The organism is Methylopila henanensis, from assembly GCF_042681025.1.
Classification (GTDB): Bacteria; Pseudomonadota; Alphaproteobacteria; order Rhizobiales; family Methylopilaceae; genus Methylopila; species Methylopila henanensis.
The window spans coordinates 27,420-46,917 of sequence record NZ_JBHUER010000014.1; the positions used below are offsets into that span (position 1 = coordinate 27,420).

Sequence of the window (19,498 nt, forward strand, 5' to 3'; positions counted from 1 at the left end):
TTGACGGCGAGGCCTATGACCAAGAATGGCCCGCGAAGGCCGCGAAGACCCTGTGGTGACCGCCCTCAGGGCTTGACCACGAGGAAGCAGAACGTCGCGAACAGCACCAGGTGGATCATGCCGTAGAGGATGTTCGTGCGGCCGGTGCCGAAGGTGAGCAGCGCGACGCCGAAGGTGACGAGCAGGAGCACGGTGTCCTTCGAATCGAGCCCGAGCTCCAGCGGCGCGCCGAAGACGATCGAGAGCGTGGCGATCGCCGGGATGGTCAGGCCGATGGTGGCGCAGGCCGATCCGAGCGCGAGGTTGACGCTCTTCTGCAGCTTGTTGGCGCGGGCGGCGCGGACCGCCGCGCTGAACTCCGGCAGCAGGATCAGGAACGCGACGATGACGCCGGCGACCGCCGCCGGCGCGCCCGCGGCCTGAAGGCCGACGTCGACGGTCGCGGTGAAGGTCTTGGCCAGAAGGATCACCACCGCGAGCGCCGCGATGAGGAAGCCGAACGAGATCAGCGTCGCGCGGTTGCTCGGCTTGTGCGCCTTGTCGGCGGCCTCGTCGCCCTCGATCACGACGGCGAAATACTCGCGGTTGCGGACCGTCTGCGTGTAGAGGAAGGCGAGGTAGATCGCGAGAGTCGCGGCGCCTGCGAAGCCCAGCTGCGCCGGGGAATAGGCGCCGCCCGGCGCGGCCTCGGTGTGGTTCGGCAGCACCAGCGAGAGCGCGCAGAGCGGGATGAGCACCGCGAGATAGGCGTTGGCGCCGGTGACCCGGAAGCTCTGCTCCCGGTGGCGAAGGCCTCCGAGCAGGATGCAGACGCCGACGAGACCGTTGCCGACGATCATCACCACCGCGAGGATCGTGTCGCGCGCCAGCGCTGGGTTGGCGTCCTCGCCGAGCATCGCCGAGGCGAGCAGCGCCACCTCCATCACCGTCACCGCCATCGCGAGCACGAGGGTGCCGAACGGCTCGCCGGTGCGGTGGGCGATGAGCTCGGCGTGGTAGACCGCGGCGAACACCGCGCCGAACAGGACCGGCACCAGCGCGATGGATACGCCGAGGCTGAGCGCCGAGCCGTCATAGCCGCCGTCCAGTCCCGTGAGCTTCAGCACCGCGACGAAGGCGAGGCCCAACAGCGGCAGGCCCCAGGCGCTGACCGGCGTCGCCGGATCGGACGTCGGAAGACCGGTTCCATGCGGGGCGGTCGGCACGGCGTCTTCGGCGGTCGTCATTCAGCGAGGCTCCTTGGGTCGTCCGACATGTGAGAGCCGCCGGCGCGGGGGCTGCGTCGGCGGTCTATGCGGTTTGCGCAGGATCGATTATCCACACGGGGTTTAGAACACAGGCCGGCGGCGTCCAGTCTTTCCCGTCGCGTCGCCGTGAACATGAGCGTGATGACCCTCGCAACGACCGATCCCATCGTCGCCCCGGAGACGCTCTCGGTCGCTCCGCGGCCGGATCATCTGCTGGTGGCGGAAATGGTCGCGCCGGGCTCGCGCGTGCTCGACGTCGGCTGCGGCGACGGGGCGCTGCTGAGGCTGCTGATCGAACGACGCGGCGTCGACGGCCGCGGCATCGAGCTGTCGCAGTCCGGGGTCAACGCCTGCGTGTCCCACGGCCTGTCGGTGATCCAGGGCGACGCCGACGCGGACCTCGGCTACTACCCCGACGACGCCTTCGACTACGTCGTGCTGTCGCAGACGCTGCAGGCGACGCGGCGGCCAAAGGCGGTGGTGGAGGATCTGCTGCGCATCGGCCGGCGGGCGATCGTCTCGTTCCCGAACTTCGGCCACTGGCGCACGCGCTCGCAGTTCTTCCTCCGCGGGCGGATGCCGCAGAACGCCAATCTGCCGGAGACCTGGTTCGACACGCCGAACATCCACCTCTGCACCATCCGCGACTTCGTCGATCTGGTGGAGCTTCTGGGCGCGCGCATCGAGCGCGCGGTGGCGCTCGACGCCACCGGCCGTCCCGTCCGCGTCAACGCGCCGTGGTGGGTGTGGAACCTGTTCGGCGCGCAGGGCGTGTTCCTGCTCAGCCGCGGCTGACGTCTCGCGGTCAGCCGCCCGGCGCCGGCGCGGGCACGCCGGCCGGCGCGGGATTCAGCGCCGGCGACCGCACGACCCGCCGGGTCGAGCGCGCCGGCAGCGGGCGCATCACCTGCTTCGTCGCTTCCACGATGTGGACGCCTGCGAACGGCGACCACAGCCGCGCCCCGATCCGTTCGAAGGCGAAGGCGGAGCGCAGCATCAGCCCGCGCTCGACCGGCCACATGAACAGCGCCTCCTCCCAGCCTTCGGGCGTGAACAGGGCCTCGCGCAGCAGGTCGGTGAGCTGGCTGCGGCTGAAGGGGCGGCCGTGGCCGAACGGCGTCGTGTCGGTCTGCGCCCAGGCGCCGCGCCGGTTCGGCGCGACCACGATGAGCCGGCCGCCGGGCGCGAGGCAGCGCCAGGCCTCGCGCAGCACCTCGCCCGCGGCGTCGCTGGTCTCGAGCGCGTGCACCGCCACGACGCGGTCGACGGTCGCGTCCGGCAGCGGCCACATGTCGGCCTCCACCAGCGCCGAGCCGTTCGGGCCGGCCTCCGGCCAGGCGATCACGCCCTGATGCGCCGGCGAGAACGACAGCAGCCGCTCCGCCTCGCTCCGGAACACGCCGAGATAGGGGCTGGCGTAGCCGACGCCGAGCACGCGCAGGCCGTTCACGGACGGCCAGCGCGCGCGCAGTTTGGCCCGCAGGATGCGCCGGGCGATCTCGCCGAGCGGCCGGGCGTAGAAATCGCGAAGGTCGACGACGTCGAGCGGCATGCTGCTTATGTAGCGGTCTGGTCGCCCGCTGGCGACTCACGAGACCGCCGCCTTGACCTGCCGGGCGCAGACCCCAGTCTAGGCGGCGAACGCTGGAGACCGCATGCCCGCCGACATCGTCCTCATTCCCTGCCTGTCCGACAATTACGCCGTGCTGCTCGCCGACGAGGAGAGCGGAACGGTCGCGCTGGTCGACGCCCCGGAGGCCGAGCCGATCCTGGCCGCGCTCGACGCGCGCGGCTGGACGCTGACCCACGTGCTGATCACCCACAAGCACCCGGACCATATTAACGGGCTGCCCGGGCTGAAGCGGCGCTTCGCGCCGACGGTGTTCGGCCCCGCGGCGGAGGCCGCCGCGATCCCGGGGCTCGACGTCACGCTCAGTGAGGGCGACGTGGCCGAGGTCGGGCCATGGTCGTTCGAGGTGATCGCGACCCCCGGACACACCAAGGGCCACATCGTCTATCACGAGCCGACCGAACGCTGGCTGTTCGCCGGCGACACGCTGTTCGTGATGGGCTGCGGCCGGCTGTTCGAGGACATGCCGCAGGCGATGTGGCGCTCGCTTTCCAAGCTCGCGGCGCTTCCGAACGAGACGCGGGTCTGGTGCGGCCACGAGTACACGCTCTCGAACGCGCGCTTCTGCGCTGGTGTCCTGCCGGACGATCCGGCGATCGGCGAACGGCTCAAGCGGGTCGAGGCCGATCGCGCGGCGGGGCGGGCGACCGTCCCCTCCACGATCGGCGCCGAGAAGGCGACCAACGTCTTTCTCCGCGCCGCCGAGAGCAAGGTGGCGGCGGCGGTCGGGCTCGAGGGCGACGACCCGGCCGCGACCTTCGCGGAGCTCCGTGAGCGGAAGAACCGCGGATGAGCGGCGGGCCCGGATCATCCGCCGCGGAGATCATCCGCGAGCTTGGCCTGCAGCCCCACCCCGAGGGCGGCCATTTCCGCGAGACATTCCGCGATCCGGCGACGGACGCCGCGGGCCGGTCGCGTTCGACCGCGATCTATTTCCTGCTCGCGGCCGGCGAGGCGTCGCACTGGCACCGCGTCGACGCGGTCGAGGTCTGGCACCACTACGCCGGAGCGCCGCTGGAGCTGTCGCTGTCGGCGGACGGCCGGACGGTGGACACCCATCGGCTCGGGCCGGATTTCGCGGCAGGCGACGCGCCGCAGGTCGTCGTGCCGACGGGCTGGTGGCAGGCCGCGCGATCGCTCGGGGACTGGACGCTGGTCGGCTGCACCGTCGCGCCGGGCTTCGATTTCGTGGGCTTCGAGCTCGCGCCGCCGGACTGGGCGCCCTCAGCCCGGCCTTGAGTCCTCCACAGACGGCGTATCGCCGGCGCGCCGCCGTCCGCCGAAGGTCGCGACCAGCGCGCCGCCGACGATGAGCGCGCAGGCGAGGCCGAGCGCAGGCGTCGCCTCGGCGTAGCCGGTCGCGACCAGCAGCAGCGTCGACAGCGCCGGCGCGGCGTAGGCCGCGACGCCGAGCAGCCGCACGTCGCCACGCTTCATGCCGACGTCCCAGAGGTAGAACGCCGCGCCGACCGGTCCGAGACCTAGCGCGACCACGCCGCCCCATTCGGCGGCGCCCGCGGGCCAGACCGCCGGTTCGAGCGCGAGGTGGCAGAGCGCGGCGAGCGCCGCCGTGCCGAGGCAGAAGCCCGCCACCGCTTCGGTCGGCACGGCGTGGAACAGCCGCGAGCTCACCGAATACGCCGCCCAGATGACCGCGCAGGCGACGGCGGAGGCGTATCCCGGCAGATGGGCCGCCTCGAAGCCGAGGCCGCCCGAGCGCGCGGCGATCAGCGTCGCCGCTCCGGCGAGCCCGAGCGCTGCGCCGACCACGTGGCGCACGGTCAGCCCGCCGCCGGGCAGCAGCGCCGAGAACAGCACGATCAGCAGCGGCCAGAGATAGGCGACCAGGCTCGCCTCCGCCGGAGGGCTGAGCTTGAGGGCGGTGAAGTAGAAGAAGTGGAAGCCGAACAGGCCGCCGACGCCGTGCAGCCACACGGACCACGGTTGCCGGAGGGCCGCGAGGCCGCCGGGCCGGAGCGCCGCGACAGCGAGCCCGAGCAGGCCGCCGATCGCGAAGGTGAGGGCGGTCAGCAGGAATGGCGGCGTCGCGCCGGTCGCCGCGGTGAACAGCGCGAGCGTCGCCCAGAGCAGGATCGCCCCGCCGCCGGTCAGGGTTGCGCGGTTCATGGACGGAACGGCGCTGCGGCGCGCATGGGGACGAAGCCTCTCGTCGGTGTCGGCGAGGGCGGTGTAGCGCGGCTTCGCGGGCCGGTTAAGCCTTCAGTCGCATCAGACCGCGCGGCGTCCGGTCACGAGCCGATAGATCAGGATGGCCGCCGCGGCGAGCAGGAGCAGGTGGATCAGCGCGCCGCTGACCTTGAACACGATGAAGCTCAGCGCCCAGACGATCACCAGGATCGCGATCAAAGCCCACGGCATGGCGTTTCGACTCCCCACAAGGCGGCAGGCCGGGCCGATCCGGCGGGCCGCGGCGGAGGCGGATATAGCCCGCCGCGCCACGCCGCCAAGCCCCGGCCGCCGACCTGCGCGCCGGCTTCGCGCGGCCGGCGGGCGCCGTTTCGCGCGCCGGTGTGACGTCTCGAATCTTGACACCGCGGCCCGTCTCCCGGATGCCTTGGGGGATGGTCGGTGTGTCGAAGACGAGTTCGTCGAAGGTCACGCGCTTCTGCGCGCGGCTCGCGATGGCCTTGTGCCTTGTCCTCATCGGCCTCGGCGGCGCCGTCGAGCGCGGCCAGCCGGAGCATGCCGGCCTCGACTCCGAGATCGCGCTCGCCGTCTCCACGGACGCCGGGCAGGGGACGGAGGGCGCCGACGGCAAGGCGCTCGGCTCCATCGACCATGGCTGCCACGGCTGCGCGGCGGTCGCGCGGCCGCTGCCGCTCGGCGCGGCGACCCTGGTCGTCTTCCAGGAGCGGCTCGCCTGGGCCTCGGCTCCCTCGGCTTCGGGCCGCGAGCCGCTCATCGACCTGCCGCCTCCACGCGCCTGACCTGAACGCTTCCGTGCCGACGCGCGCGTGACGCGCGCGTTCCCGCTCGCGTGTTTTCAGGTTGGATCATGCTTTTCAGAACCCGCGCGCTCGCGCTGGGGGCGGCGCTCGCGCTGCTGCCCGCGCCGGCGACGCACGCCGCGTCCTCCACGCGGACCCTTACGCTTTCGCAGGCGCTGTCCCGCGCCGTCGCCTCGCATCCCGGCCTCGCCGCCGCGGATCGGGAGATAGGCGCCGCCTCGGGGCGCGGCGTCCAGTCGGGCGCCTTCCCCAATCCCGAGCTGTCCTTCGAGCTCGACAACGCCTTCGGCTCGAAGGAGAAGCGCAATCTCGACGCCGCCGAGACGACGCTGCAGATCAGCCAGCTGTTCGAACTCGGGGGCAAGCGCGGCGCCCGCATGGCGGCGGCCGCGGCGGAGATCGACGCCGCGCGCTGGGACCGGGGCGCGACGCGGCTGCAGGTGCTGGCGGAGACCGCCGAGGCCTTCGCGCGGACGCTCGGCGCCCAGCGGCGCGTGGTCGAGCTCGAGAATCAGGTCGAGGATCTCGATCGCCTCACGCCGCTGCTGCAGCGGCGCGTCGAGGCCGGCGCCTCGTCGAGCGCCGAGATCGCGCGGGGCCGGCTCGCGACCGAGACGACGCGCGTCGAACTCGCCAAGGGCCGGGCGGCGTTCCAGGCGGCCCGGCGCGAGCTTTCGGTCCTGATCGGGGAGAGGGCGCCGTCCTTCGCCACGGTCGGCGGCGATCTCGCGCGCATCGGCGCGCCGCCGTCCTTCGACGTCCTGATGGCGCGGGCGCGCCAGAACCCGCAGCTCACGCGCTTCACCGCGGTGAAGGCGCAGCGGCGCGCGCTGCTGGCGCAGGCCCAGGCGCAGGCCATCCCGGACGTCACGGCCGGCGTCGGATGGCGGCACTACCGCGAGGACAGGTCGAACGCCGTCATGGCCTCGCTCAGCGTGCCGCTGCCGGCGTTCGACCGGAATCGCGGCGGCGTGATCGAGGCGACCGAAACGCTCGCCAAGACGGACGCCGAACGGGCCGCCGCCGAGCGCGCCCTGACGGTGATGGTCGGGCGCGCCTATGACGCGCTCCGCGGCGCCTATGACGAGGCCCGGCTCACCCGCGCCAGCGTCCTGCCGGTCGCGCGCGAGGCCTATGAGGCCGTCCGCTCCGGCTATGCCGAAGGGCGCTACTCGCTGCTCGAGCTGCTCGAGGCGCGCGCCGCGCTGTCCGAGGCCACCCTCAAGGAGATCGACGCGCTCGTCTCCTTCCACGCGACGCTCGCCAGCCTCGAAGGGCTGACGGGATCCGCCCTCGTCCTGTCCCGGAGAGCCCAATGACCTCCCGTTCCACCGTTCTCGCGTCCGCCGCCTTTGGCCTGATCGCGCTTGCGACGCCGGTCGCCGCGGAGGCCGCCCCGCGTTGCGACGACCGCGCCGGCGCGGTCCGGCACGGCGCCCGCGACGGCCACGATCATGCGATCGGCCCGGAGCACCGCGGCCACCGCCACGGCCAGAAGACCCACAACTTCAAAGGCTATGCGCTGAAGCCGCGCTGCGCCGGCCCGGCGCCGTCGGCGCGGCCGACGCCCGGCCTGACGCCCTCGAGCCGGAGCGACCGCTCATGAGCCGTTCGCTTCTTCGCGACGCCGCCGTCCTCGTGGTCGGGGGCGCCGTCGGCGCCGGCGGGCTCTACGCCGTCCAGCAGGGCCCCTCGGCCATCGCCGCCCGGGCGCTCGCGCTTTACTCCGGCCTGATGGGCGGCGAGGGCCACGCCCATGCCGAAGCCCCGGCCAAGGCGGCGGCCGCGGACGATCACGACAAGGACGACGGTCACAGCCATGGCGCGGACGACGCCCACGCCGGGGACGACGGCCACGATCATGGTTCCGGGAAGGAGGACGGCCACGGCCATGACGCGCCGAAGCCCGGGGCCGACGCGGACGCGCCGGCGCAGGCGGCGGCGGTCGGTTCAGGCGACGACGGACATGGCCACGGCGCCGGGAAGGACGACGACGGTCATGGCCATGGCGCGGAGCTTCCCGAAGGCGTCGTCGAACTCGGCGACGCCAAGGTGAAGGCCGCGGGCGTCGTGCTGGAGACGGTCGGGGCCTCGACGCTGCGGGAGGAGCTGCAGCTCAACGGCATCGTGCAGGCCAATCAGGAGGCGGTGGCGCAGGTGACGCCGCGCTTTCCCGGCGTCATCCGCACCCTCGCCAAGCGCCTCGGCGACGAGGTGAAGAAGGGCGACCTGCTGGCGGTGGTCGAAAGCAACCAGAGCCTGACCACCTACGAACTCCGGGCGCCCATGTCCGGCGTCGTCACCGAGCGCCAGGCCTCGTTCGGCGAATATGTCTCCGAGCAGAAGCCCGCCTTCGTCGTGACGGACCTCTCGACGCTCTGGGTCGATTTCTCCGTCTACCGCCGGGATCTCGCCAAGGTCTCGGTCGGCGCGGCGGTGCGGGTCGATCCCGAGGACGGCGGAGCGCCGATCGAGGCGAAAATCTCCTATCTCTCGCCGATCGGCACCGCCGACACCCAGAGCGCCGTGGCCCGGGTCGTGATCCCGAACGACGGCCGCTTCCGGCCGGGCCTGTTCGCCACCGGAGCGCTCGCCACCGCCGAACGAAGCGTGCCGCTGGCCGTGTCCGTCGACGCGGTCCAGACGCTCGAAGGCCGCGAGGTGGTGTTCGTCCGCGAGGGCGACCGCTTCGCCGCCCGCGACGTGACGCTCGGCCGCCGCGACGGCCGCGTGGTGGAGGTCATGTCCGGCCTCCGCGCCGGCGAGGCCTACGCTGCGCGCAACAGCTTCGTGGTGAAGGCCGAACTCGCCAAGGGGAGCGCGAGCCATGAGCATTGAGGCTTTCGGGCAGGTCCGCGACGCTGGCCGGAGCGCCCGGCCATGATCGAGCGCATTCTCGCCTTCTCGATCGCCCGGCGCTGGCTGGTGATGTTCGCCTGCCTCGGCGTGGCGGCGCTCGGCGCGTGGAGCTTCATGCGCCTGCCGATCGACGCGGTCCCGGACATCACCAACGTTCAGGTGCAGATCAACACCACCGCGCCGGGCTTCTCGCCGCTGGAGGTGGAGCAGCGCATCACCTTCCCGCTGGAGACCAGCATGGGCGGGCTGCCGGGCCTGGACTACACCCGCTCCCTGTCCCGCTACGGCCTCGCGCAGGTCACGGTGGTGTTCAAGGACGGCACCGACATCTACTTCGCGCGCCAGCTCGTTAACGAACGCCTGAGCCAGGTGAAGGACCAGTTTCCGCCGGCGACCGAAACCGCCATGGGGCCGATCTCCACCGGCCTCGGCGAGATCTACAACTATGTGGTCGACGCCCGGCCCGGCGCGACGAAGCCGGACGGCTCGGCCTACAGCCCCGCCGATCTCAGGACGATCCAGGACTGGATCATCACGCCCCAGCTCCGCACCGTGCCGGGCGTCGTCGAGGTCAACACCATCGGCGGCTACGAACGGCAGCTTCACGTTCTGCCAAACCCGGCGCGGCTGATGGCCTACGGCCTGACCTTCCGGGACGTGATGACGGCGCTCAGCGCCAACAACGCCAATGTGGGCGCCGGCTACATCGAGCGGAACGGCGAGCAATATCTGGTGCGCACGCCGGGGCAGGCGCTCTCGGCGGAGGACGTGGGCGCCATCGTCATCAACGCCCATGCGGGCACGCCGGTCCGGGTGTCGGACGTGGCCGAGGTGAAGGACGGCCTGGAGCTGCGCAACGGCGCCGCCACGCTCAACGGCCATGAGGTGGTGCTCGGCACCACCATGCTGCTGATCGGGGAGAACAGCCGCACGGTCGCGGAGCGCGTCGCGAACAAGCTCGGCGAGGTGCGGAAGTCGCTGCCGGAAGGGGTCGAGGCGCGGCCGGTCTACGACCGCTCGACGCTGGTGGAGGCCACCATCGCCACCGTCGAGAAGAATCTCGTCGAGGGTGCGCTGTTCGTGATCGCGGTGCTGTTCCTGCTGCTCGGCAACATCCGGGCGGCGATCGTGACAGCCTGCGTCATCCCGCTCGCCATGCTCTTCACCATCACCGGCATGGTGGAGAACAGGGTATCGGCGAACCTGATGAGCCTCGGCGCGATCGACTTCGGCGTCATTATCGACGGCGCCGTCATCATCGTGGAGAACTGCCTGCGCCTGCTGGCGCACGAGCAGGCGCGCCGGGGCCGGCTGCTGACCATGCCGGAGCGGTTCGAGACCATCTTGGCCGGCGCAAGCGAGGTCGTCCGGCCGAGCCTGTTCGGCACCATGATCATCGCGGTGGTCTATCTGCCGGTGCTCACGCTCACGGGCGTGGAAGGCAAGATGTTCACGCCGATGGCGGTGACGGTGCTGATGGCGCTGCTCGGCGCCTCGATCTTCTCCATGACCTTCGTGCCGGCCGCGATCGCTATCTTCGTCACGGGCCGCGTCCAGGAGAAGGAGAACTGGTTCATGCGGGGCGCCCGCGTGACCTACAAGCCGCTGCTCGGGCTGATGATCCGGCTGCGCTGGGTCGTGGCGCCGGCGGCGGCCGCGCTGGTGATCGTGACCGGGATCGCCGCCTCGCGCATGGGCGGCGAGTTCATCCCGAGCCTCGACGAGGGCGACGCGGCCGTGCAGGCGCTGCGCGTGCCGGGCACAAGCCTCACCCAGTCACTCGAAATGCAGACGGCGCTCGAGAAACGTCTGCTGCAGTTGCCGGAGGTGAAGGAGGTGTTCGCCCGCACCGGCGTCGCCGAGGTGGCGACCGACGCCATGCCGCCGTCGATCTCCGACGGCTACGTGATGCTGAAACCCCGGTCGGAATGGCCTGATCCGAAGAAGACCAAGGCCGAGCTTATGGAGGACGTGGAGAAGGCCGCGGAGGAGATCCCGGGCTCGAACTACGAGCTGTCGCAGCCGATCCAGCTCCGCTTCAACGAGCTGATCTCGGGCGTGCGCTCGGACGTGGGCGTGAAGATCTTCGGCGACGACCTCGACACGCTGCTGAAGGTGGCGGGCGAGGTCCAGGCCGTCCTCCAGAAGGTCCCCGGCGCGGCGGACGTGAAGACCGAGCAGGTCGCCGGCCTGCCGATTCTGACCGTCAAGCTCGACCGGGCGGCGCTGGCCCGCCACGGCGTCAGCATCGCCGACGTGCAGGAGATCGTGGAGATCGCGGTCGGAGGCAAGGAGGCCGGGCAGATCTTCGAGGGCGACCGTCGCTTCGACATCGTGATGCGGCTGCCCGAGCGGCTGCGCACCGACATCGAGGCGCTGAAGGCCCTGCCGGTGCCCCTCCCGGCGCCGGACGGCGGCGAGCCGCAGGCGACGCCCGCGGTCTTCGGCGCTCCCGCCTCCCGGGTCCGCTACGTTCCGCTCGCGACGCTCGCCGCGCTGGAGGTGGCGCCGGGGCCGAACCAGATCAGCCGCGAGAACGGCAAGCGCCGCATCGTGGTGTCGGCCAATGTGCGCGACCGGGACCTCGGCTCGTTCGTGGGCGAGGCGCAGCGGGCCATCGGCGACGGGGTGAAGCTTCCCGCCGGCTACTGGATCGGCTGGGGCGGGCAGTTCGAGCAGCTCGTCTCCGCCACCGAGCGGCTCGCCATCGTGACGCCGATCGCGCTCGGGCTGATCTTCGTGCTGCTGTTCATGAGCCTCGGTTCGTTCAAGGACGCCGCGCTGGTGTTCTCCGGCGTGCCGCTGGCGCTGACCGGGGGCGTCGCGGCGCTGCTCCTCCGCGACATCCCGCTGTCGATCTCGGCGGGCGTCGGTTTCATCGCCCTGTCGGGGGTCGCGGTGCTGAACGGCCTCGTGATCATCGCCTTCATCCAGAAGCTGAGGGCGCAGGGGAAGGAGCTGATCGAGGCCGTGACGGAAGGGGCGCTCACGCGGCTGAGGCCGGTCCTCATGACCGCGATGGTGGCCTCGCTCGGCTTCGTGCCCATGGCGATCGCGACCGGCCCCGGCGCCGAAGTGCAGCGGCCGCTCGCGACCGTGGTGATCGGCGGGATCGTGTCGTCCACGATCCTGACGCTGCTGGTGCTGCCGGCGCTCTACGTGCTGTTCGCCCGCAGACGGCGGAAGCCCGATCCGGCCCCGCAGCCGGACGCGGAGCAGGCGGTCGCGCCAAGAGGCCTTGGAGCGAATGATCCATGACGCTTGCGGGGGGATGAGGCGCAGAGAAGTCGGATTGGACTTTTTTTTGGCTTGGAGCCCGCCGGCCGTCCCGTGATGCTGCTCCTCGGGATTGGCATGCCGGGGGGAAACGATGCTGCTTCTGAGAACGCTCGTCGTGGCGGGCGCGATGTCCGCCGCGGCACCGGGGCATGCGCAGCAGGCGCCGGTCGATCGCGGCATGGCGCTCATGAGCGCCCGGGTCACCGCGGCCGGCGCCTTGATCGACGGCGCCGGCGCCGTTTCGGCGCAGTCGATCGGGACCGGTCGCTACCTCGTGGAGTTCGGCCGGAACATCGAGGGCTGCACGATCATCCCGACGAGCCAGAACAACACCGGTATGACCTTCACGTCTTTGGCGACAGGTTCAAAGGCGGATGTCGTGATCCTATACGTGCCGTCCGGCGAGTATTACTCCGCCGCCTTCCAGATGATCGTCTATTGCTACAAGTGACGCATGCCGCCGACCCAGGTTCGTTCGAACCTGAGGGAAGATACTCAAACGGTGGCTAAACCATTGAAAAGAATGGTGCCCGAAACAGGGATCGAACCTGTGACCCCACCCGTGTGAAGGGTGTGCTCTCCCGCTGAGCTATTCGGGCGCCGATGCGAGGACGGTCGTTTACGCCGGATCGAACCGGATTTCAATGGTCAGATCGCAGGCGGGCGGTCGAAACGGCGTTCAGGCGGCGAGGCCGAGGCGGCGCAGGGCGTCGTCGAGCTCGTCGAAATGGTCGATCACGACGTCGCCGCCGAGCTCGCGCGGGGGCGTCGTGGTGTAGCCGAAGCTCATGACCACGCTCGGGATTCCGGCCGCCTTCGCGGTTTCGACGTCGGTCGCGCTGTCGCCGATCATCACCGCGCGGGCGGGGTCGCCCCCGACGCGTTCGATCGCGCCGGTGAGCGGCTTCGGGTCGGGCTTCGCGACGCCGAAGGTGTCGCCGCCGACGATCGCGCCGAAGCGGTCTGCGGCGCCCAGTTCGTCGAGCAGCTTCACCGCGAAGCGCTCGAGCTTGTTGGTGCAGATCGCGAGCTTCGCGCCTGAGGCGGCGAGCCGGTCGAGCGCCGCCTCGGCGCCGGGGAACAGGTGGCTGCGGTCGGCGATGTGGGCGTCGTAATGGTCGAGAAACACGCGGTAGAGCTCGAGCACACGCTCCTCGGGCAGATCGACGCCCTCGGCGCGCAGGCCGCGCTCGACCAGCGCCCGCGCGCCGGCTCCCATCATGCCGCGCACCTCCTCGGCCGGCAGCCGCGGAAGGCCCTCGGCCGCCATGGCCGCGGCGAGCGCCTCGACGAGGTCGGGCGCGGATTCCACCAGCGTGCCGTCGAGGTCGAACACCACGGTCAGCGGCGCGGGCGAGGAGGCGAGGGGCATGGCGCGGGATTCCTGACGGGCCGGTAAGGGCGATAGGGCGCTGATTACCGCCGCCGCCGCCGCCGCCGCAAGGCTGGCGTCCTGACGACCATGCCGGCGGGGGCGGCGGCTGCTAACCTGCCGGGCGGGATTCGCCGCCTTGTCGGCCGGGTCCCGCCCGATGAAGGAGGCCGTCCCATGTCCATCGTCCGCACCGCGCTGCTCGCGTCGCTGGCCTGTCTTTCGGCAGGGGCGGCAAGCGCGCAGGAGTTCGCCTTCCTGGCTGCGCCGCAGACCGACCTCAACCGGATGTACCGCGTCGACAGGGAGACCGGCGAGGTCGGCTCCTGCCAGTATGCGGTGAAGGAGGGCGCGGTTGGCGTCACGCTGTGCTTCCCCGCGGGCGAGGGCGCCGGGCCGCAGGAGCCGGGCGTCTACGATCTCGCGGCCACCAACCACGCTAAGGAAGCCGGGGTGTTCCGCGTCGACCGTCGCACGGGCCGCATGAGCGTGTGCTACGTGCTGGGCGAACAGGTGGTCTGCACGCCGATGGCGCGCTAGGCGGGGGTCTGGCCGGGCCCGGCGCGCGCGTGCTAAACCGCCCCGCCTCGAAACACAGGAGTTCGTGCGCGACATGGACGGTCTTTCCGACCCAACTCTGCTGATCGAACGCGCCTATGTGGGCGGCGCATGGACCGGCGAGCCCGAGGTCGAGGTCACAGACCCCGCCACCGGCGAGGTCGTCGGCAGGGTTCCCAATCTCGGCGCGGAGGCCGCGACCGCGGCGGTCGAGGCCGCCTCCCGCGCGTTCAAGCCCTGGGCGGCGAAGCTCGCCAAGGAGCGTTCGGCGATCCTGCGCCGCTGGTACGAGCTGATCGTCGCCAACCGCGACGATCTCGCGCTGATCATGACGCGCGAGCAGGGCAAGCCGCTCGCCGAGGCGAAGGGCGAGATCGACTACGCCGCCTCCTTCGTCGAGTTCTTCGCCGAGGAGGCGAAGCGCATCAACGGCGACACGCTGCCGAGCCACCGCGCCGACGCCCGCATTCTGGTGCTGCGTCAGCCGGCGGGCGTGGTCGCGGCGATCACGCCGTGGAACTTCCCTGCGGCCATGATCACCCGCAAATGCGCGCCGGCGCTCGCCGCAGGCTGCACCGTGGTGGTGAAGCCCGCGATGGAGACGCCGCTCACGGCCCTCGCGCTCGCTAAACTCGCGGAGCAGGCCGGGATTCCGGCCGGGGCGCTCAGCGTCGTCACCGGCGACGCCAAGCCGATCGGCGAGGTGTTCACGAGCCATCCGGCGGTGCGCGTCGTGTCCTTCACTGGATCGACCGAAGTCGGCAAGCTGCTGATGCGGCAGTCCGCTTCGACCGTGAAGCGGGTCGCGCTGGAGCTCGGCGGCAACGCGCCCTTCATCGTGTTCGACGACGCCGATCTCGACGCGGCGGTCGAAGGCGCGATGGTCTCGAAGTACCGCAACATGGGCCAGACCTGCGTCTGCGCGAACCGCATCTACGTGCAGGCGGGCGTCTACGACGCCTTCGCCGAGAAGCTGGTGGCGGCGGTCGCGAAGCTGAAGGTCGGGCGCGGCGTCGAGGACGGCGTCACCCAGGGGCCGCTGATCACGCCGAAGGCGGTCGACAAGGTCGAGCGGCTGCTCGCCGACGCGACCGCGAAGGGCGCGAAGGTCCTGACCGGCGGCGGCCGCCACGCGCTCGGCGGCACGTTCTTCGAGCCGACCGTCCTCGGCGGCGTCCGCCAGGACATGGCGATCGCCCGCGAGGAGGCCTTCGGCCCGGTCGCGCCGCTGTTCCGCTTCGAGACCGAGGCCGAGGTCATCGACTACGCCAACGCCACCGAATACGGCCTCGCCGCCTACTTCTATGCGCGCGACGTGGGGCGGATATTCCGGGTCGGCGAAGCCCTTGAATACGGCATGGTCGGCATCAACTCCGGTCTGATATCGACGGAGCTGGCGCCGTTCGGCGGAGTCAAGGAAAGCGGGCAGGGCCGCGAGGGCTCGCAGCGCGGCGTCGACGAGTTCGTGGACATCAAGTATCTGCTCGTGGCCGGCCTCGCCGGCTGAAAGGCCAACGCCTGCTTGCGGCCGCCCCGCCGGCCAGAAGGATTTCGACGTCGTGACCACCGAAGATTTCAAACGCGCCGCGGCGGAGGCCGCGCTCGCGCACGTCCAGCCCGGCATGAAGCTCGGGCTCGGCACCGGGTCCACCGCCGCCCTGTTCGTCGAGCTGCTCGGCGCGCGCGTCGCGGAGGGCCTCGATGTGGTCGGCGTGCCGACCTCCGAGGCCACCCGTGAGCTCGCCGAGCGCTTCGGCGTGCCGCTGACCACGCTGAAGGAGGAGCCGGAGCTCGACCTCACCGTGGACGGCGCCGACGAGGTCGATCCCGAGCTGCGCCTGATCAAGGGCGGCGGCGCGGCCCTGCTGCGCGAGAAGATCGTGGCCTTCGCCTCCAAGCGGATGATCGTGATCGCCGACGCCAAGAAGGTCGTTCAGACGCTCGGCGCCTTCCCGCTGCCGATCGAGGTCGTGCCGTTCGGCAAGGAGGCGACCCGCCGCGCCGTGGAGCGCGCCGCGGCCGAGCTCGGCCTGTCCGGCAAGGTGGAGCTTCGCCGCGCCGAGGACGCCTGCCCGATCGTGACCGACAGTGGGCACTCGATCCTCGACGGCCATTTCGGCCGCATCGACCGTCCGGAGGAACTGGCCGCCGCGCTGTCGGCGATCCCGGGCGTCGTCGAGCACGGACTTTTCATCGGCCTCGCCGACCTCGCGCTGATCGCGGGCGCCGACGGGGTCACCGCCATCGAGGCGAAGCCGGCCGGTACCGAAGCCCGCAGGAGAACCGCATGACGTTCCACGCCACCCTGCGCCGCGTCGGCGTCGCGGCCGCTTTCGCCTTCGCCGCGTCGACCGGCGCCGCCTTCGCGCAGGCCGACCAGGCCGCGAAGCTCAAGCTCGCCCACGACGTCATCGAGGTGTCCGGCGCCGCCAGCAGCTTCGACGGCATCATCCCGATCTTCCTCGACGAGGCGAAGCGCACCTTCGTGCGCACCCGGCCCGAGCTGTCGAAGGACTTCGACGAGGTGATCAAGGTGCTCGAGCCGGAGTTCGAGAAGCGCCGCGAGCAGCTGGTCAACGACGTCGCCGCCGTCTACGCCGAGCGTTTCACCGACGCGGAGCTCGCCGACATCAAGGCCTTCTACGAGACGGCCTCGGGCAAGAAGCTCGTGACCATCCTGCCGAGCGTGCTGCAGGCGTCCTACGAGAAGACCAACGCCTGGAGCCGCCAGATGAGCCAGGACGTGGTGACGCGCATGCGCGAGGAGATGCGCAAGAAGGGTCACGACATCTGAGCCTGGCGCCGTCGCGCGGCGATCGCGCTTAGGGCCGGCGCCTGAGCAGCGCCACGAACACGAGGCCTCCCACGATCCCGGTGACGACGCCGACCGGCATGTCGTCCGGCGCGATCACCGTGCGGGCGGCCATGTCGGCCAGCACCAGCGCGAGCGCGCCGATGAGCGCGCTCGCCGGCAGCACGAGCCGGTTGTCGCCGCCGAGCAGAAGCCGCGCCGCGTGGGGCGTCATCAGCCCGACGAAGCCGATCATGCCGGACACCGACACCATCACTCCGGTGACGAAGGCCCCGACCACCATATGGGCGAGGCGCGCCCGCTCCACCTCGACGCCGAGCGTGGCGGCGGTCTCGTCGCCCATGGCGAGGGCGTTCAGGTCGCGCGCCTTCAGCAGGAACCACGCCCCGCCCAGAACGAGCGCCAGCGCCGGAACCGGCGCGGTGGACCAGTCGCTCGCGCCGAAGCCGCCCAGCGTCCAGAACACGACGTTCGCCGCGGAGCGCTGATCCGCGAACAGGATCAGCATGTTGGCGCAGGCGGTCACCACGAAGGCCACCGCGACGCCGGTGAGGATCAGCCGGTCCGCCGTCCCGGCGCCGGTCGCGCGCGACACCGCGAGCACGGTCAGCGTCGCGCCCAGCGCGCCGAGAAAGGCGAACAGCGGCGTGGTGGCCGGGCCGAAGGCGTCGCCCACATGTAGGATGGCGAGATTGGCGCCGAAGGCCGCGCCGGCGGCGACGCCCAGAAGGTGCGGATCGGCGAGCGGATTGCGGGTGGCGGACTGCATCGCCGCGCCCACCATGCCGAGCCCCGCGCCGACGATCGCCGCCAGAACGGCGCGCGGCGCGCGCAGCTCCCAGACGATCGCCGCGCGCCCCGGCGTCGAGGCGCTCGGGCCGCTAAGCCCGAAGCGCTCCAGCACGATGGCGACGATCTCGGCTCGCGGGATGCGCGCCGCGCCGAGCATGAGCGACGCCGCCATGGCGGCCGTGATCAACAGCAGCCCGCAGGCCGCGATCGCCGCGAAACGGAGGGCCACGCCGATCCCGGCGGTCCGGCGGTCAGCGCGCGCCATGCAGGAACTCCGCGATCTTCTCCACCGCCGTCACGTTGCGGGGGCCGGGCGTCAGCTCGTCGTAGCCGAGGATCAGCACCCGGTTCTCCTTCAGAGGGCGCAGATCGCGCAGGCCGGGGCGCGCGCGGATGTAGGCCATCTTCTGCGCGGCGCTGCCGCCGCCGTGGTCCAGCACGACGATGGCGTCCGGGTCGCGCTCGATCACGCTCTCCCAGCTTATGCGCGTCCAGTTGCCGGCGACGTCGTCGGCGATGTTGACGCCGCCGGCGGCCTCGATCAGCGCGGTCGGCATGGCGTGGCCGCCCGCGGTGCCCGCCGCCCGGCCGGCGCCGTCATACAGAAACACCCGCGGCCGGGACGGGGCGTCCGCCACCCGTGCGGCGACCGCCGCGACGCGGGCGCGATAGCCCGCGATTAGCGCCTCCGCCCGATCCTCCACGCCGAAGATGCGGCCGAGGTTGAGCAGGTCGCGGTAGAGGAAATCGAGTGTCGGCTTCTCGCGCCGCCCGATGCGGACGCAGCTTTCGGTGAGCTCGTAGACGGGGATCCCAAGCCGGCCAAGCGTCGTCGGCGTCACTTCGCCCCCGGCGCGCATGCCGTAGCTCCAGCCGGCGAAGTAGAAGTCGGCTCCGGCCTCCAGCAGCGCCTCGCGGGTGGGATACTGGCGCTGGATCTGGCGTAAGCGGGTCGCCTTGGGGAACAGCTCCGCCGAGGCCCGCACCCGCTCGCGCGAGCCGATATATCCGATCATGCGGTCGGTGAAGTCGAGCGCCAGCATCATCTCGGTGAGGTTGGAATCGTAGGAGACGGCGCGTTGGGGCGGCCGGTCGTAGGTCGCCAGCCGGTCGCAGCTCCGCACCGTGACCGGATGCGCCGCCGCGGGCGCGGCCCAGAGCGCGAGCAGGACGGCGGCGGTCGTCCGGCGCCGGATCACGCCTCGCCCTCCGGCAGGCTGTAGGCGAAGCGCAGCCCGCCGCGCCAGGGCGTGACCTCGGCCTCCACGCCGAAGCTGCGGCGGATCAGGTCTGGTTCGAGCGTCTCGCGCACCGGGCCGAAGGCGGCGGGGCGGCCCTTGTCCAGCACCAGCGCCGCGTCCGCCATGTCGGCCGCGAAGTCGAGATCGTGCAGCGTGGCGACGATCGTGAGGTCGAGCCCCTTCAGAAGCCGGATCGCCTCCAGCCGGTGGCGGATGTCGAGATGGTTGGTGGGCTCGTCCAGCACCAGCAGCCCGGGCTCCTGCGCCAGCGCGCGGGCGATCAGCGTCCGCTGTTTCTCGCCGCCGGAAAGCGTCGCGAAACGGCGGCTGGCGAGATGGGCGATCTCCATGCGCGCCATGGCCTCCGCCACCACCGCGGCCGAGGCGTCGCTGGCGAAGAGGCTGGCCGCATGGGGCGTGCGGCCGGCCTCCACCATCTCCCGCACGGTGAAGGGAAAGTCCGGCGGCGTTTCCTGCAGCACGGCGGCCACCCGCCGCGCCGCCATGCGGGGGGCGAGCGACCAGAGATCGTCGCCGTCGAGCCACACCGTTCCGGACCGCGGCCGGTTGACCCGGTAGAGGCAGCGCAGCAGCGAGGACTTGCCCGCGCCGTTCGCCCCGACCACCGCAAGGCGGCCGCCGGGCGCGAGCGCGAAGCTTACGCCCGAGACCACCGGCGGGCGGCCCGGAGGCCCCCACGCCAGATTCTCCACCTTCAGCCGGACAGGCGCGGCCATGG

General features: G+C 71.6%; 21 protein-coding genes and 1 tRNA gene. 13 read left to right on the top strand and 9 right to left on the bottom strand.

Going from position 1 to position 19,498, the window contains the following annotated elements:
* Positions 1 to 65: 65 nt before the first annotated feature.
* Complete coding sequence (locus tag ACFSCV_RS18815) at positions 66 to 1,226, bottom strand: calcium:cation antiporter (RefSeq protein ID WP_378801116.1); 1,161 nt, start codon at positions 1,224 to 1,226, stop codon at positions 66 to 68.
* A gap of 162 nt (positions 1,227 to 1,388) precedes the next feature.
* On the opposite strand from ACFSCV_RS18815, the gene metW reads away from it, so the two are divergent.
* Positions 1,389 to 2,042, top strand: coding sequence for a methionine biosynthesis protein MetW (gene metW / locus ACFSCV_RS18820; protein ID WP_378801117.1), 654 nt, complete (start codon positions 1,389 to 1,391; stop codon positions 2,040 to 2,042).
* 10 nt (positions 2,043 to 2,052) lie between these two features.
* On the opposite strand, the gene ACFSCV_RS18825 is transcribed toward metW, so the two are convergent.
* Positions 2,053 to 2,799 (bottom strand): methyltransferase domain-containing protein, encoded by a 747-nt coding sequence (locus tag ACFSCV_RS18825; RefSeq protein WP_378801118.1) that lies wholly within the window; start codon positions 2,797 to 2,799, stop codon positions 2,053 to 2,055.
* Positions 2,800 to 2,902: 103 nt separating this feature from the next.
* Here ACFSCV_RS18825 and gloB point away from each other — a divergent pair, with 103 nt between their 5' ends.
* Entirely contained in the window at positions 2,903 to 3,670 is a 768-nt protein-coding gene (gene gloB / locus ACFSCV_RS18830) for a hydroxyacylglutathione hydrolase (RefSeq protein ID WP_378801119.1), read from the top strand.
* Positions 3,667 to 4,116 carry a cupin domain-containing protein gene (locus tag ACFSCV_RS18835; protein WP_378801120.1) on the top strand — a complete coding sequence of 150 codons (450 nt, stop codon included), beginning with the start codon at positions 3,667 to 3,669 and terminating at the stop codon, positions 4,114 to 4,116. The genes gloB and ACFSCV_RS18835 overlap by 4 nt, the downstream gene beginning before the upstream one ends.
* Here the strand turns inward: ACFSCV_RS18835 and yddG are convergent.
* Together yddG and ACFSCV_RS18845 are read right to left on the bottom strand one after the other, a co-directional pair.
* Positions 4,102 to 5,004 (bottom strand): aromatic amino acid exporter YddG, encoded by a 903-nt coding sequence (yddG, locus tag ACFSCV_RS18840; RefSeq protein WP_378801121.1) that lies wholly within the window; start codon positions 5,002 to 5,004, stop codon positions 4,102 to 4,104. The two genes, ACFSCV_RS18835 and yddG, sit on opposite strands and share 15 nt — an antisense overlap.
* Before the next feature lie 102 nt (positions 5,005 to 5,106).
* Positions 5,107 to 5,256 (bottom strand): lmo0937 family membrane protein, encoded by a 150-nt coding sequence (locus ACFSCV_RS18845; protein WP_378801122.1) that lies wholly within the window; start codon positions 5,254 to 5,256, stop codon positions 5,107 to 5,109.
* 212 nt (positions 5,257 to 5,468) lie between these two features.
* On the opposite strand from ACFSCV_RS18845, the gene ACFSCV_RS18850 reads away from it, so the two are divergent.
* From ACFSCV_RS18850 to ACFSCV_RS18875, 6 genes are all read left to right on the top strand, one after another.
* Positions 5,469 to 5,825, top strand: coding sequence for a hypothetical protein (locus tag ACFSCV_RS18850; protein WP_378801123.1), 357 nt, complete (start codon positions 5,469 to 5,471; stop codon positions 5,823 to 5,825).
* Between the two features lie 68 nt (positions 5,826 to 5,893).
* On the top strand, positions 5,894 to 7,165 hold the full coding sequence (locus ACFSCV_RS18855; RefSeq protein ID WP_378801124.1) for a TolC family protein: 1,272 nt from the start codon (positions 5,894 to 5,896) through the stop codon (positions 7,163 to 7,165).
* Positions 7,162 to 7,452 (top strand): hypothetical protein, encoded by a 291-nt coding sequence (locus ACFSCV_RS18860; protein ID WP_378801125.1) that lies wholly within the window; start codon positions 7,162 to 7,164, stop codon positions 7,450 to 7,452. Before ACFSCV_RS18855 ends, ACFSCV_RS18860 begins: the two co-directional genes overlap by 4 nt.
* Positions 7,449 to 8,684, top strand: a complete 1,236-nt coding sequence (ihpB, locus tag ACFSCV_RS18865; protein WP_378801126.1) for a divalent metal ion exporter adaptor subunit IhpB — start codon at positions 7,449 to 7,451, stop codon at positions 8,682 to 8,684. Before ACFSCV_RS18860 ends, ihpB begins: the two co-directional genes overlap by 4 nt.
* Positions 8,685 to 8,726: 42 nt before the next feature.
* Positions 8,727 to 11,963: an efflux RND transporter permease subunit gene (locus ACFSCV_RS18870; protein WP_378801127.1), complete on the top strand. Its 3,237-nt coding sequence runs from the start codon at positions 8,727 to 8,729 to the stop codon at positions 11,961 to 11,963.
* Between the two features lie 112 nt (positions 11,964 to 12,075).
* Entirely contained in the window at positions 12,076 to 12,435 is a 360-nt protein-coding gene (locus tag ACFSCV_RS18875; protein WP_378801128.1) for a hypothetical protein, read from the top strand.
* Between the two features lie 73 nt (positions 12,436 to 12,508).
* Here ACFSCV_RS18875 and ACFSCV_RS18880 read toward each other — a convergent pair.
* Both ACFSCV_RS18880 and gph read right to left on the bottom strand, forming a co-directional pair.
* Positions 12,509 to 12,583: transfer RNA gene (locus ACFSCV_RS18880), tRNA-Val, on the bottom strand.
* A gap of 80 nt (positions 12,584 to 12,663) precedes the next feature.
* On the bottom strand, positions 12,664 to 13,356 hold the full coding sequence (gph, locus tag ACFSCV_RS18885; RefSeq protein ID WP_378801129.1) for a phosphoglycolate phosphatase: 693 nt from the start codon (positions 13,354 to 13,356) through the stop codon (positions 12,664 to 12,666).
* 177 nt (positions 13,357 to 13,533) lie between these two features.
* On the opposite strand from gph, the gene ACFSCV_RS18890 reads away from it, so the two are divergent.
* From ACFSCV_RS18890 to ACFSCV_RS18905, 4 genes are all read left to right on the top strand, one after another.
* Positions 13,534 to 13,896 (top strand): hypothetical protein, encoded by a 363-nt coding sequence (locus ACFSCV_RS18890; RefSeq protein ID WP_378801130.1) that lies wholly within the window; start codon positions 13,534 to 13,536, stop codon positions 13,894 to 13,896.
* Positions 13,897 to 13,969: 73 nt separating this feature from the next.
* Positions 13,970 to 15,421 (top strand): NAD-dependent succinate-semialdehyde dehydrogenase, encoded by a 1,452-nt coding sequence (locus ACFSCV_RS18895; RefSeq protein WP_378801131.1) that lies wholly within the window; start codon positions 13,970 to 13,972, stop codon positions 15,419 to 15,421.
* 52 nt (positions 15,422 to 15,473) lie between these two features.
* A complete protein-coding gene (gene rpiA / locus ACFSCV_RS18900; RefSeq protein WP_378801132.1) occupies positions 15,474 to 16,205 on the top strand; it encodes a ribose-5-phosphate isomerase RpiA in 732 nt (243 codons plus the stop codon).
* On the top strand, positions 16,202 to 16,708 hold the full coding sequence (locus ACFSCV_RS18905; RefSeq protein ID WP_378801133.1) for a DUF2059 domain-containing protein: 507 nt from the start codon (positions 16,202 to 16,204) through the stop codon (positions 16,706 to 16,708). The genes rpiA and ACFSCV_RS18905 overlap by 4 nt, the downstream gene beginning before the upstream one ends.
* A 28-nt stretch (positions 16,709 to 16,736) precedes the next feature.
* Here the strand turns inward: ACFSCV_RS18905 and ACFSCV_RS18910 are convergent, their stop codons facing one another.
* From ACFSCV_RS18910 to ACFSCV_RS18920, 3 genes are read right to left on the bottom strand one after another with little or no spacing between them, the layout of a single operon-like run.
* The gene (locus ACFSCV_RS18910) at positions 16,737 to 17,783 is read right to left on the bottom strand and encodes a FecCD family ABC transporter permease (protein WP_378801134.1); all 1,047 of its coding nucleotides are present in this window, start codon (positions 17,781 to 17,783) and stop codon (positions 16,737 to 16,739) included.
* Positions 17,770 to 18,717 carry an ABC transporter substrate-binding protein gene (locus ACFSCV_RS18915; protein ID WP_378801135.1) on the bottom strand — a complete coding sequence of 316 codons (948 nt, stop codon included), beginning with the start codon at positions 18,715 to 18,717 and terminating at the stop codon, positions 17,770 to 17,772. The genes ACFSCV_RS18910 and ACFSCV_RS18915 overlap by 14 nt, the downstream gene beginning before the upstream one ends.
* Entirely contained in the window at positions 18,714 to 19,496 is a 783-nt protein-coding gene (locus ACFSCV_RS18920; protein WP_378801136.1) for an ABC transporter ATP-binding protein, read from the bottom strand. Before ACFSCV_RS18920 ends, ACFSCV_RS18915 begins: the two co-directional genes overlap by 4 nt.
* Between the last annotated feature and the right edge of the window lie 2 nt (positions 19,497 to 19,498).